General features: G+C 57.0%; 13 protein-coding genes. 8 read left to right on the top strand and 5 right to left on the bottom strand.

Annotated elements, in window-relative coordinates; all coding sequences use genetic code 11:
• Positions 1-623 precede the first annotated feature (623 nt).
• From AC2FJW_RS11520 to AC2FJW_RS11505, 4 genes are all read left to right on the top strand, one after another.
• Positions 624-1,379 (top strand): 5-oxoprolinase subunit B family protein, encoded by a 756-nt coding sequence (locus AC2FJW_RS11520; protein WP_496750124.1) that lies wholly within the window; start codon positions 624-626, stop codon positions 1,377-1,379.
• On the top strand, positions 1,376-2,374 hold the full coding sequence (locus AC2FJW_RS11515; RefSeq protein ID WP_496750123.1) for a 5-oxoprolinase subunit C family protein: 999 nt from the start codon (positions 1,376-1,378) through the stop codon (positions 2,372-2,374). Before AC2FJW_RS11520 ends, AC2FJW_RS11515 begins: the two co-directional genes overlap by 4 nt.
• Positions 2,375-2,385: 11 nt before the next feature.
• On the top strand, positions 2,386-3,147 hold the full coding sequence (locus AC2FJW_RS11510; RefSeq protein ID WP_496750122.1) for a LamB/YcsF family protein: 762 nt from the start codon (positions 2,386-2,388) through the stop codon (positions 3,145-3,147).
• Positions 3,148-3,295: 148 nt separating this feature from the next.
• Complete coding sequence (locus AC2FJW_RS11505) at positions 3,296-4,543, top strand: hypothetical protein (protein WP_496750121.1); 1,248 nt, start codon at positions 3,296-3,298, stop codon at positions 4,541-4,543.
• 95 nt (positions 4,544-4,638) lie between these two features.
• Here AC2FJW_RS11505 and AC2FJW_RS11500 read toward each other — a convergent pair whose 3' ends face one another.
• Both AC2FJW_RS11500 and AC2FJW_RS11495 read right to left on the bottom strand, forming a co-directional pair.
• On the bottom strand, positions 4,639-6,012 hold the full coding sequence (locus AC2FJW_RS11500; RefSeq protein WP_142635921.1) for a D-alanyl-D-alanine carboxypeptidase family protein: 1,374 nt from the start codon (positions 6,010-6,012) through the stop codon (positions 4,639-4,641).
• 281 nt (positions 6,013-6,293) lie between these two features.
• Positions 6,294-6,995: an HAD family hydrolase gene (locus AC2FJW_RS11495; protein ID WP_496750120.1), complete on the bottom strand. Its 702-nt coding sequence runs from the start codon at positions 6,993-6,995 to the stop codon at positions 6,294-6,296.
• Between the two features lie 93 nt (positions 6,996-7,088).
• On the opposite strand from AC2FJW_RS11495, the gene clpS reads away from it, so the two are divergent.
• The 4 genes from clpS to hemF are packed head-to-tail and all read left to right on the top strand — an operon-like array spanning position 7,089 to position 10,157.
• Positions 7,089-7,430 carry an ATP-dependent Clp protease adapter ClpS gene (gene clpS, locus AC2FJW_RS11490; protein ID WP_142635917.1) on the top strand — a complete coding sequence of 114 codons (342 nt, stop codon included), beginning with the start codon at positions 7,089-7,091 and terminating at the stop codon, positions 7,428-7,430.
• A 31-nt stretch (positions 7,431-7,461) separates the two neighbouring features.
• Positions 7,462-8,427 (top strand): class I SAM-dependent methyltransferase, encoded by a 966-nt coding sequence (locus tag AC2FJW_RS11485; protein ID WP_496696128.1) that lies wholly within the window; start codon positions 7,462-7,464, stop codon positions 8,425-8,427.
• A 37-nt stretch (positions 8,428-8,464) separates the two neighbouring features.
• Positions 8,465-9,268, top strand: a complete 804-nt coding sequence (locus tag AC2FJW_RS11480; protein WP_142635913.1) for an SDR family NAD(P)-dependent oxidoreductase — start codon at positions 8,465-8,467, stop codon at positions 9,266-9,268.
• A gap of 4 nt (positions 9,269-9,272) precedes the next feature.
• Positions 9,273-10,157: an oxygen-dependent coproporphyrinogen oxidase gene (gene hemF / locus AC2FJW_RS11475; RefSeq protein ID WP_496696131.1), complete on the top strand. Its 885-nt coding sequence runs from the start codon at positions 9,273-9,275 to the stop codon at positions 10,155-10,157.
• A 40-nt stretch (positions 10,158-10,197) separates the two neighbouring features.
• Here the strand turns inward: hemF and AC2FJW_RS11470 are convergent, their stop codons facing one another.
• From AC2FJW_RS11470 to modB, 3 genes are all read right to left on the bottom strand, one after another.
• Positions 10,198-10,569 (bottom strand): hypothetical protein, encoded by a 372-nt coding sequence (locus tag AC2FJW_RS11470; RefSeq protein ID WP_496750119.1) that lies wholly within the window; start codon positions 10,567-10,569, stop codon positions 10,198-10,200.
• Between the two features lie 108 nt (positions 10,570-10,677).
• Complete coding sequence (gene modC, locus AC2FJW_RS11465; RefSeq protein WP_496696134.1) at positions 10,678-11,778, bottom strand: molybdenum ABC transporter ATP-binding protein; 1,101 nt, start codon at positions 11,776-11,778, stop codon at positions 10,678-10,680.
• Positions 11,775-12,467, bottom strand: coding sequence for a molybdate ABC transporter permease subunit (modB, locus tag AC2FJW_RS11460; protein WP_142635905.1), 693 nt, complete (start codon positions 12,465-12,467; stop codon positions 11,775-11,777). The genes modC and modB overlap by 4 nt, the downstream gene beginning before the upstream one ends.
• Between the last annotated feature and the right edge of the window lies 1 nt (position 12,468).

The following is a 12,468-nucleotide window of genomic DNA, read 5'->3' as shown; positions in this document are numbered from 1 at the left end:
CATTCAATCCGTCGAAAACGAACCAAACCGCCCACATATCTCTTCAGTTATCCATCAATGTCAAAGAACAAAACACCAAGAGCCAAAAATCAGACCGTTGCGCCAATAACATCAGCGCGCCCGCCTAAATCATTCCCTAAGATGCCCACCGTCTCTCCGATGCGTCCGGCCGTCTCTCCAACCCGTCCCACCGTCTCTCCAGTGTGTCCCAAGCGCCTCAGCAGCGCCGGTGAAGGGGGTTCTAAGCATTACAAACATACACCGCAAGCAGAAAATCACGCCCTGAGCAACTTTTTTGCACTTTCTTATTTTACTCAATAACTTCAGATAATTAAGGTGATAAATTCGACCGATACACCCAGGAAAGCCGATTATCACGCCTAAGGTATCCAGACCGTGTTCCGTACGAGCTATGCCCGATATCAACATATTGTTGAGTTTCCCACGTCTACTACAAGACTCGTATGAGTCGTCGGGTATGAAACACACCCGCACCGAGTCGGAATTTGCCTGCACGCGGTCTGAAACGAGGATGCACCGGCAAATACTTTGCACCCTCTCTTGCGAAACGCTCTGGATTGCGTTCAGGTCACCTGACTAGTTACATACTGGCACGCAGCGAGATGACACGAACACACGCCGCCATCTTCCCACGCATATGCACCGTCGGCTTTGACGGCCTGCTGGTCTCTTTCGCCGAAACCATGGCCGAGCCATCGAACAGGGCAGCATTGGCGTTTCGAGCTGCGGTGGATTCTGAACGGTGGGAAGATGTCATTGAAACCTCAGCGACGCTGGCGTCGACTTATATCCGATTTGAACCATCCCAGTTTGCCCACGCAAACCTTCGCGACCGGGTCGAGCAGCTGCTGCGGCGGCAGGATTGGTACAAAGCGCCCCTCCCCCAGGGGCGCAGGTTATGGCGTGTCCCCACGGTTTATGGCGGCGCGCTTGCCCCTCAATTAGATGAGGCAGCGGCTGCGGCCAGGCTGTCCCCCGATGAAGCCGCTCATCGATTGAGCACCACAACCGTCCGCGTCCTGACGATCGGATTTGCTCCTGGTCAGCCATATCTTGGCCCGCTCGGCCCCGAGTTCAACATACCGCGCCTCAATAAGTTGACCCCGATGGTGCCCGAGGGCGCTTTGGTATTGGCGATTTCGCAATTTGTCCTTTTCTCGGGGCCCTCACCAACCGGGTGGCGACATATCGGCCAAACCGCTTTTCGCTGTTTTCGTCCTGAAGCACAGAACAGCTTTGCCCTGAAACCCGGCGACGAAATGCAGTTCGTGTCAGTCACGCGTGAGGAACTAGAAGCGATACGCGCCAATGACGTTGATGGGTCAGGCGGCGCGACCTGTCAGGAGATCGCGGTTTGAGCCTGTCCGTCCTGCGCATAGGGCCTGCTTGTACGATACAGGACCAAGGCCGCCACGGATATCTGGATCAAGGGCTTTCCCGATCTGGCGCAGCAGATTTACTGGCCCTGCACGAAGGCGCCGCATTGTTGAGACAAAGTCCTAAACTTGCCGCGCTTGAAATGGCCGGAATGGGCGGTGAGTTTGAGGCCACTCATCCCATACAGATTGCACTGACGGGCGCACCGATGCAGGCCAGTATTGATGGCGCTGCCATTTCGTGGAATGCCTCTTACCGCCTTGAGACCGGACAGCGGGTGATAGTCGGGGCCGCCACACGGGGAACCTATGGATATTTGCACCTGGGCGGCGGTATTGAGGTGCAGGAGTTTCTGGGATCCCGCTCAACTCACCTTACTGCCAAAATCGGGCGCGCCCTACAGGCCGGAGACAGCTTATCCGCCGGGGCAGCGTCACAGCAGGCAGGACAGAAGTTGCGGGCTGAAGATCGGTTCTCGGGCGGTTCGCTGCGGGTTGTGTCCAGTTTTCAGACCGAACTGTTCGACCGGCAAACGCTGGACCGCTTTTTGCGCACGACATTCACTCGCGGGTCCCGCGCAAATCGCATGGGAATGCAGCTGGAAAGCGACGGAGAGGGTTTCGCCGCAAAGGAGCAGCTGAACATATTGTCCGAGGTCATCACCCCCGGCGACATTCAGATGACCGGCACTGGCAATCCCTTTATTCTGCTGCCCGAGTGTCAGACAACCGGCGGGTATCCGAGAATTGCGACCGTCCTTCCCTGTGACCTGCCGCGGGCTGCGCAAACCCCGGCGGGCGTACAGCTTCAGTTCAGGCTGGTCGAAATGGACGAGGCTATTTCCCTGCAGGCGGCTTTTCAAAAAGAACTGGCCAACCTGCCATCCAAGGTCGAACCGCTGATCCGTGATCCTCATGACATTGCTGACCTGCTATCTTATCAACTGGTCAGCGGAATGATCTCTGCCACAGACTAAGGAGTTTGCCGATGCCCAGCGTAGATCTTAATGCCGATATGGGGGAAAGCTATGGCCCCTGGAGCATGGGCGATGACAAAAGCCTGTTGCGGATTATCACTTCGGCCAACATTGCCTGTGGCCTTCACGCGGGCGATCCGGACGTCATGGCGCAAACGATGACCCTGGCTGCGGAAAACGGTGTCGGCATTGGCGCGCATCCCGGCTTTCCTGACCTACAGGGATTTGGCCGCCGCAATATGAAAATACCCCATGATAGCCTGCGAAATCTTGTTCGGTATCAGTTGGGATCGGCGATCGGTATGGCAAACGCCGTTGGAACGCAGGTCCGGCATCTGAAGCTGCACGGTGCATTGTCCAACATGTGTTCGGTCGATATCGACATGGCGCGGGCCTGTTATCAGGGCGCGCTGGACGTGAACCCAGATATCATCATCATGGTGCTGGCCGTCACCAGGCAGGAAGAAGCCGTTCGGGATTTGGGCTGCAAGTGGGTCGGCGAGATCTTTGCCGACCGCGCCTATAACGACGATGGCACTCTGGTCGACCGAAGCTTGCCCGGAGCCGTCATCCACGACTCCGAAATTGCAGGGCGTCGAATTCTGGAAATGGTCAGCGAGGGGGCCATCATCACCGAAACCGGCAAAAGGCTTGAAACGGCGATCGACACGATCTGCCTGCATGGGGATGGACCAACCGCCGTTCAGATTGCGCATTCGGTCCGCGAAAACCTGATCGCGGGCGGGGTCGAGGTGACAAAGTTCCTGCGGTAGTCCCGCGGGTGCATTGCGTCCGCTCGTACTCAGACTGTTGCCGAGGCTGAATTCCCTCCCTAGCATGTCAGCAAGCATATGTTCTGAATACCACAATCCCGGCAACGAACCGCACCTGGTTTGCCTAGTCTGGGCAAGGAGTAACTTTATGTCTTTTGATTTAGCGTCTTACGAACCACGCGGCGACAAGAAGAATTCGGACTTCTTCAACGAGTATTTGCCAAAAATTTACGAACGCCGTGCCAGCTCTGGTGTCGCCCAGCAGGTTGGGCCCATGCGCGCTGTCGTGCTTCAGGTCGATACTGACGTTCTTTTCGACACTCTGGTCGAGCTATATGTGATGTCGCCATACCGTCACACGGCCAGCTATCTTGGACGGACGCATAAATACTCGGTCCTGCATTCACACCTGGACTACCCGGCGCTCATCGTGATGGCTCCGCTTAGCCCGACATTCGAAGACTTCATCCCGCGCATCAACCGCATGTACCCGTTGGCACGAAACACGCCGCAAACGCGCTATGTTGGCGAAGTGTTTGCCGCCACCGACCTGAACACGCTGACCAAAACGCTGGAGGATCAGAATATCCGGTTCGAATATTCCGGCGACACCGAGAACCCGTTTTACACGCTAAAGGGCCTTCGGTTCACCACCCCTTCTGATTTCACCTGCAACCGGGTCGGTTATTCAACGCTGGATTTCAACGATACCGACAGTTTGGGTCTGGGCGACAGGGTATTGCTCAGCAGCGCAGAACAAGCGCGACTGGATGAGGCAGCTGCCTTTGGTGCCGATAGCAATATCTCTTCACTGATGTTGGGCATCGACCATCTGGCGACACGCGTTCTGGCTGGTGAGCGCGAGGATGCGATCCTCGAATTTCTGACGATGGTGCCCTACTATTTCTGGGGGGCGTACAACATTTTCGACATGAATTCGTCGACCAATGTGAACCGCAATGCCGGTGTGGATGATGACAAGAAATCCCCGGCCAAGGTATTTACAGCCAATAATACGCCTTCGTTTGTAAACTCTTTTGCCAAACGGCCCATGCCAACCGAGGATTTCGTCCGCAATTTCGGACGTCGGCTGCATCACATGGCGATCGAGATTCTGGACGGCGATCACGGTGCGGGCGAAAAGAATGTGGATTTCGTTGTGAACACTCTGAAAGACCAAGGGGTGCCATTCCTGGCCCATGTGGTTGGAGAGTGCAAAGACGATCCGAACCTCAAGCAGATCTTCTCAAAACACTCGAAGAACACTCTGCTGATCACCGAGTATATCGAGCGCTGTCATAAGTATGATGGGTTCTTTACCAAAGATAACGTCGCGGCCCTGACTGCGGCCGCCGGTCAGGATGAGCAATATCAGCACGGCCACGTATTCGACTGACCTGATCCCTGCCGCCTACTACGGCACGCTCGCTCAGCAAAAAAAGGCCACGGAATTCCGTGGCCAGACCCATCCAGGAGAGTATATGTCGGGTCTTATGACGGCCCGATCATGAAACAGGTGACATTGCGGGCCTGAAGTCTGCGGCAGGCCAGATCGGCTTGCTCTCGGGTCATGCCCTGGAACGTCGCATCGAACCCGCGTGAGTTTTGATTGACCTTGCGCAGCGTGCCTTCCAATGTGGTCATTTCCGACAGGGCCGTTTTCAGTAGAACCTTTTCAGCCTCGTACCGGGTCGTATAGCGCCCCACATTCACGCCCCACAAATGACCGCCAGAGGTCGACAAGCGTGTGACGATTTCCTGCTCTGGCTCGGGCTGTTCTGCCGAGGCCAGCACCAGATCATCCGTGCGGACCGTCGGGCGCGTCGTTCCTTCGGTCGGCGTCTCTACACCGGCCGAGGCGATGGCTGCGGCGATACCGTCCTGAATCCGCGCGTCGTTCTTGGCTGCGGTTGCGGCGACATTGTTCGCCACTAGAACGGTACTCCCCCGCTGGGGTCGAAGAACAGGTCGCAGGCTTCTGGTGGGCGCGCCGCTTACGCTGGCGACTTTCGCATTCAAACCTGCATTACCGGCATAGGCCGGCCGGGCTGGTTTGCGGATCGGCGCGCGCGACGGGGCGCGGCGGAAACCCATGTCCAACAGCTCGGCTACTTTGGCATTGCGCGATGCGCCGGATTTGCCACCAAAGACAGTCGCGATGATCCGTTCGTCCTTGCGCTTGGCCGAGGCAACCAGATTGAACCCAGCTGCACGGGTATAGCCCGTCTTGATCCCATCCGCACCGCGATAGGCCGCTAGCAGGCGACGGTTCGTATTGGGAACGGTTTTGATCCCCGCATTCGTGGATTGGCGCGAAAACAGGTTGTAATATTGCGGGTAATCATACAGCAAATGCCGCCCCAGCGTGGTCATGTCCCGTGCGGTCGACAGATGTCCGGCCTCGGTCAGACCATGTGCGTTCTTAAAGGTTGTACGGCTCATTCCCATCGCCTTGGCGGTACGTGTCATGCGGCGCGCAAATGCGGCCTCGGACCCGCTGAGGGCAACACCAATGGCAGTGGCAGCGTCATTGGCCGACTTCACCGCCGCCGCACGGATCAGATAGCGGAACGCAATCTTTTGCCCAGAACGCAAACCCAGCTTTGAAGGCGGTTCAGAGGAAGCCTTTTTGGTGATGGTCACCTGCGTATCGAGAGTGATCTCACCGTTCCGAACCGCTTCAAATGCGATGTACAGTGTCATCATTTTGGTTAACGAGGCCGGATGGAGGCGTGTATCGGCGTTTCGGGAATGCAGCACTTCGCCTGTTCGCGCGTCGATCACCATCGCCGCATATGGGGCAGCGATGCCCTGCGCCGGAGCGAAGGAAAACAACAACAGGAATGCTGCAAGGAATACGCCCATAGGGGCCGGAACTGTCCGCCGTACCTGCACGATTTTTGCCTCTGTCTACCTCAGGCCGCCGGGTTTTCCCGGTCAGCTACTATTTATTTTATTACCAATCAGCGTAGCACAGCACCCCCGCGAAAGAAACCGAAAGCTCATATCTTTAACGCTTTCAGCGTATGTCAAAGTCCCACTAGATGTGGCGGTGCAAACGGCGGCGCACCGCTAAACCTGCCATTTCGTCAAGACTGTGTCGTCGGCCGGCCCCTATTTTCGGAAACTGCGACCAAATGGCAACATCAACTCAAAGAGCGAACCAGCGCCGTCAATCCACTAAGATCGGGCAATTCGTGGTATCTGGAACTGTCGGCCGGCACGTCGGCCTGCTCGATCTCCCAGACCAGCCCATGCGGCACGTATACGCCCCAGCATCCGGCCTGAATCGGTGCAACGACATCGGACCGCATCGAGTTTCCGACCATCATGGCCGCTGCGGGCCCCTCGCCGTGCTGCGCGAAGATCTGGCGATAGATTTCCGGTGTCTTCTCGGACACGATTTCTACCCCGTAGAACAGATCGCCTAAACCGGACTGCGCAAGTTTGCGTTCCTGGTCTATCAGATCGCCCTTGGTGATAAGAATTACGCGGTGGGTGTCGGCAGCGCTTTCGATGGCCTGCCGGGCATAGGGCAACAGCTCGATCGGATGGGCCAACATCTCTTGCCCCGCTTCGATCAGTTGGCGAATGACCCCTGCAGGAACACGGTCTTCGGTCACTTCGATCGCCGTTTCGATCATGGAGAGGGTGAAGCCTTTGATTCCATACCCATAATGCCGGATATTGCGTTTTTCGGCAGCCAGCAATCGGTCCATCAAGTGAACCGATTCGGCATGATCTGATAGCAGGTCGACAAAATGTGCCTGCGTCAGCTGGAAGAACCGTTCGTTGTGCCACAGCGTGTCATCGGCATCGAACCCGATTGTGGTTAGTTTTTCGCCCATTTGGATAACGTCCTGCTGGCTCTTTTATCTGACGCATTGGACGTTATATAAGCGCACAGATAAACCGAAGCCTGAATCGGACGTTTGCGCCTAATGTTTGAGAACCAATGGATGATGTCTGACAAACCGGACGACGATGCAGATTCGTCGATCCTGGTACAGACGCGCCCCAAGACCAAACGCCCGCCGCTGTACAAAGTGCTGCTTTTGAATGACGACTACACCCCGATGGAGTTTGTCGTTCACGTATTGGAACGATTTTTCGGCATGACCCACGCAGAGGCGTTCGAGATCATGCTAACCGTCCACAAGAAGGGCGTCGCCGTTGTTGGTGTCTTCAGTCATGAGATTGCCGAGACCAAGGTCGGGCAAGTCATGGATTTTGCTCGCCGCCATCAACACCCCCTGCAGTGCACTATGGAACGCGAAGAGTAAGGCGACGCCTGACCTCTTTTCGGAATTGCCAATGTCCCCTCGCCTAGATCTTGCCTTGCAAAGCGGCCTTGAAATCGCGCAACCCCTGTCCGTGATTGGGCCAACGCCCGAGGAAGACCTCGCTGGGCTAGCTTCAGATACGCAGGTAGTCCAGCCATTCAAGCCGTTTCACGACCATTTTGCGGATCACGGGTTCAGGGCCACGCCCGAGGCCGATGACCTGTGCCAGGACGCCATCGTTTTCCTGCCGCGTGCCAAGGCTTTGGCCCGCAGCCTCGTGTATCAGGCTTGCAAGCGTTCGGCCGGATTGGTTGTGGTCGACGGCGCTAAGACAAATGGCGTCGACAGCCTGTTGAAGGATATTCGCAAACGCGTAACCGTGCAGGGGCCCATCGCAAAAGCACATGGCAAGATCTTTTGGTTCCAGTCCGACGTAAACGCGTTCGAGGACTGGGCCGCACCCGCCACCCAATCCGCCAACGGATTTCAGACAGCGCCCGGAGTATTTTCTGCAGACGGGGTCGACCCGGCCTCAGTAATGCTGCTTGCTGCCCTGCCTGAAAAACTGGGCGATCGGGTCGCCGATCTGGGGGCCGGCTGGGGATACCTGTCCGCAGGGCTAATGGGTGCAAGGGGGCTGCAGGAATTGCATCTGGTCGAGGCCGATCACATCGCCCTGCAATGTGCTCGTGCAAATGTAAAAGACGACCGTGCACAGTTCCACTGGGCCGACGCGGTCACCTGGCGCGCGCCTGAGCCGCTGGATACGGTCATTATGAACCCGCCGTTTCACACATCGCGCAGTGCTGATCCCACGTTGGGTCAGGGATTTATCAAATCTGCTGCGCGCAGTCTGACACGGGGCGGTTCCCTTTGGATGGTCGCCAATCGACACCTACCCTATGAAATTACGCTGAACGAGGCCTTCGCCCAGGTGAAGGAAGTGACCGGGGACAATCGTTTCAAGGTCTTCCACGCCTCTCGCCCTCGGCGGTGATACCCGCTAACCTGCACCGCACATCAGGAGAACACGCATGTCCTTTTCCATAGCCGGCAAGACCGCGATCGTCACAGGTGGTGCAAATGGTGTCGGATTGGCCATCGGACGTCACTTCGCGGATGCCGGGGCCAATGTCATGTTCGCCGACATGGATGAAAAACGACTGGCCAATGAACTGGGCGAGCAGGCAGATGACAGCAACATCCGTTTCTTCGCCGGGGATCTGCGTGAAAAGCTGACGATTGCGAACCTGCTTTCGGCCACGATTGACGCTTTCGAACAGGTCGACATCCTGATAAATGGCTCGCGACAGGTTATTCCGTCTGATCCATTGGACATGGAAGACGACTCGGTCCGCACCTTGTTGAACCAGAACCTGATGCCTGCCTTGCGACTGAGCCAACTTGTTGCCAAACGGATGATCAAGCAATCCGGTGATGATGAAAACGAAAACCCTGCGGGATCCATCATCAATTTATCTTCGATTGCTGCCCGTCGCACCCATCCCGATCTGATGGCCTATTCGGTGTCTACAGCAGCGCTTGATCAGTTGACCCGGTCCCTGGCCGTTGCCCTTGCCCCAAACCGCATCCGCGTGAACTCGATCGCGCTGGGATCGGTGATGAGCGCTTCGCTGCAATCCACGCTCAAGGAAAATCGCACATTTCGGGATGATATCGAAAAGCACACACCCCTTTCCCGGATTGCCGCGCCAAACGAACTGGCCGAAACCGCACAGTACCTTGCCTCGGACGCCGCAGGTTTCATCACTGGACAAATCCTAACCATTGACGGTGGACGCACTTTGCTGGACCCCGTCGCAGCCCCGGCCCATTAAACAGATGTTCGATACTGAAAAAGCCACCGCCGCAGCCTGGTTTCGTGACTTGCGCAATGAAATCGTAAACGCTTTTGAGCAGCTTGAGGATTCCCACGACACCGGACCTTTTTCCGATGCTCAACCCGGTCGTTTCGAAGTCAAAGAGACCAAACGGCATTCCGATGACGGGGCGGACGCCGGTGGCGGTTTGATGTCCGTGATGCGCGGCGGCCGCGTGTTCGAGAAAGTCGGCGTCAATGTCTCGACCGTATTCGGCCAGCTCGGGGAACGGGCGCAACAGGCAATGGCTGCCCGAAAAGGCATTCCCGGAATGACCGAGGACCCGCGGTTCTGGGCCTCGGGTATCAGCCTGGTTGCCCATATGCAGAACCCGCACGCTCCTGCTGTTCACATGAATACGCGCATGTTCTGGACACCTCACGCCTGGTGGTTCGGCGGCGGATCAGACCTGAATCCCTGTATCGAATATGACGAAGACACTGCCCATTTCCACGCAACCCAGAAGGCCCATCTGGACCCCCACGGACCGGGCCACTATCCGCGTTTGAAAGAGTGGGCCGACGAGTATTTCTTTATCCCGCACCGCAAGCGCGCCCGCGGTGTCGGCGGTATCTTTCTGGATGACTATTGCACCGGAGACTGGTCATCGGACTTTGCCCTGACACAGGATATCGGGCGGGCCTTCTTGCCAGCCTTTCTGCCTTTGGTCGAAAAGCGCAGGCAACAGAGCTTTGACACCGCCGATAAGGATACCCAACTGATTCATCGCGGGCTCTATGCCGAATACAACCTTGTCTATGACCGCGGAACCAAATTCGGGCTAGAGACCGGGCACGACCCGGACGCAGTGCTTATGAGCCTGCCGCCCTTGGCCAAATGGGTCTAGCGCCTGACCTGCCCCTGCAGTGCTTTTTACTTCCGGGGTTTCAGAACCCGAAATCCATGAAATTGTCAGAGCAATAGCGCTGCGCCGATGCCGCTGACATGTTCTCGCCAACGCGTTTGACAGTAACCGAATAGCCCGGCGTCGTATCAACCCCTTCGGGCGCAGTCAGCGAGAATTGCACCGTCCGTGTCTGTTTGTCATAGGCCCGGGTTATGTAAATACGCTGGTTCGATTTGGTTCTAAGCGTGCGTATCGCAAAATCCCCGATCCCGCACCAATAGGCCACCGGCGCAGAACTGCCGCTGGTTGAAACCTCGTAAACGCCATTGTCACGTGGTGTCACTGTCGTTCGGAATGCGGGGTTTATACCGACCCCGAACCCAACAGCCTGGGCCATAGCAGGCACCATCATCAGCGTTAGAATACATGTTGATACAAAGTATTTCATGGTGCTCGACCCCGGACAAAATGGTTTCCTTGGGAAATCATAGAACAGATGCGCTTTCCGTAAAGCGCCGTTTCAATTCTCAAAGTGCAGCCGCCCACCAACATCCTGCGGTGCCAGCGCCACGGTTTTGATCACCGCAAAGCAAGGTTTACCCGCAGCAAGCCCAAGGGCTTCAACCGAACGTCGGGTGATCCGAGCCAGAATAGTCCCTGCAGGTGTAATGACAGAGACGATCGCACCGGGGCCTTCCCCCGCTCGGATCGTATCAACCCTGCCCTCCAGTACATTCAGCGCTGACAGGCCCTCGGGCCGCTTACTGGCAAGGATCACCTCTTGTGCGGGGATGCGAATACGCAGGCTTTCACCGACCTTATGGGGAATACGCGGCAGAAATAGGCGCGCCTCTTCGGCTGCCAACTCGGTCAACCCGTCTGCATGGTGAGCTGATACCTGCACCTGAAGCACCGCACCAACGGCTCTGACACCGAGCGGGGCCACAGAAGGATCAGCCATCACTTCGGAAGCCGGGCCTTGCCGAACCACCTTGCCGTCCTGCAGGGCAACGACAGAAGTTGCCAGCCGCGCAACTTCGGCTGCCGAGTGGGTCACATAAAGGATCGGCACCGAAATCTCATCCCGAAGCCGTTCGAAATAGGGCAGTATCTCGGCCTTCCGCGCATCATCCAAAGCGGCCAGAGGCTCATCCGCGAGGATCAGACGCGGGCTGGCCAATAAGGCGCGGCCTATGGCGACACGCTGCTTCTCGCCACCTGACAAGCTCAGTGGACGACGGTCCAAAAGATGCCCGATCCCCAACATTTCAATCACCTTATCGGGGTCTTCGCGCGGCACGCTTTTGGGCGCAAACCAGCGCCCATAGGACAGGTTCTGGCGCACTGTCAGATGCGGGAACAGCCGTCCTTCCTGAAAAATATACCCCAAGCGGCGTTTATGCGGAGGCAGCCAAAGGCGCTTTTCCGTATCGAACAACGTCCACCCGTCCACGGATACGCGACCAGCTTTGGGATCCAGCAATCCCGCAACAGCGTTAACGATTGTCGTCTTACCGGCGCCGGACCTTCCATACAGAACCGTCACCCCGGCAGGCGCATCAAATTTGGCATCCAACTGAATACCTGGCAGATCATGTTGCAGATTGACGGAAAGGCTCATGTCCCCGACACCCTTGCCGCGGCGCGACGACCGACAAACTCTGACAACAGCAGCGCCCCCATCGCGATGATGACCGATATCACCACTAGCCGCATCGCCGCCGCCTCACCACCCGGAACCTGCAGAAACGCATAAACGGCCGATGGCAACGTCTGTGTCTGTCCAGGTATGTTCGAAACAAAGGTGATCGTCGCGCCGAACTCACCCATGGCTTTTGCAAAGGCAAGGATGGTCCCGGCGATCACCCCCGGCAGAATCATCGGCAAAGTTACGGTGACAAAAACCCAAAGACGCGAGGCACCCAGCGTGGCTCCGGCCTGTTCGAGCTTAGGGTCGACGGCTTCGATCGAAAGGCGAATAGCACGGACCATCAGCGGAAACGCCATGATCCCAGCGGCCAGCGCCGCGCCGGTCCAGCGAAACGCAAAAACAATTCCAAGCCCCGCCAGAGGTCCACCAATCGGGCCCTGAATACCAAAGGTCAATAGCAGCAGATATCCCGTAACAACCGGCGGCAGGATCAATGGCAAATGCACCAACCCATTCAACACTTGTCGCCCGGGAAAGCGCCAGCGTGCCAGTGCATAGGCAACGAATACACCAAAGGGCAAAGTAACCAGCGTTGCCCAGAAAGAGACACGCAGCGACAATTTCAGCGCCTCAAGTTCTTCCGGTCCCAGCCAACCCATC

It is taken from the genome of Ruegeria sp. CDSA020 (assembly GCF_059612345.1).
Note: the sequence above shows the minus strand (reverse complement) of the source record. Positions and strands in the feature narration are given on the sequence as shown.

Coding starts and splice junctions, on each gene's coding strand:
- AC2FJW_RS11520 (WP_496750124.1), top strand. CDS start 624: ATGACACGAACACACGCCGCCATCTTCCCACGCATATGCACCGTCGGC.
- AC2FJW_RS11510 (WP_496750122.1), top strand. CDS start 2,386: ATGCCCAGCGTAGATCTTAATGCCGATATGGGGGAAAGCTATGGCCCC.
- AC2FJW_RS11505 (WP_496750121.1), top strand. CDS start 3,296: ATGTCTTTTGATTTAGCGTCTTACGAACCACGCGGCGACAAGAAGAAT.
- AC2FJW_RS11500 (WP_142635921.1), bottom strand. CDS start 6,012: ATGGGCGTATTCCTTGCAGCATTCCTGTTGTTGTTTTCCTTCGCTCCG.
- AC2FJW_RS11495 (WP_496750120.1), bottom strand. CDS start 6,995: ATGGGCGAAAAACTAACCACAATCGGGTTCGATGCCGATGACACGCTG.
- clpS (WP_142635917.1), top strand. CDS start 7,089: ATGTTTGAGAACCAATGGATGATGTCTGACAAACCGGACGACGATGCA.
- AC2FJW_RS11485 (WP_496696128.1), top strand. CDS start 7,462: ATGTCCCCTCGCCTAGATCTTGCCTTGCAAAGCGGCCTTGAAATCGCG.
- AC2FJW_RS11480 (WP_142635913.1), top strand. CDS start 8,465: ATGTCCTTTTCCATAGCCGGCAAGACCGCGATCGTCACAGGTGGTGCA.
- hemF (WP_496696131.1), top strand. CDS start 9,273: ATGTTCGATACTGAAAAAGCCACCGCCGCAGCCTGGTTTCGTGACTTG.
- AC2FJW_RS11470 (WP_496750119.1), bottom strand. CDS start 10,569: ATGATGGTGCCTGCTATGGCCCAGGCTGTTGGGTTCGGGGTCGGTATA.
- modC (WP_496696134.1), bottom strand. CDS start 11,778: ATGAGCCTTTCCGTCAATCTGCAACATGATCTGCCAGGTATTCAGTTG.
- modB (WP_142635905.1), bottom strand. CDS start 12,467: ATGGGTTGGCTGGGACCGGAAGAACTTGAGGCGCTGAAATTGTCGCTG.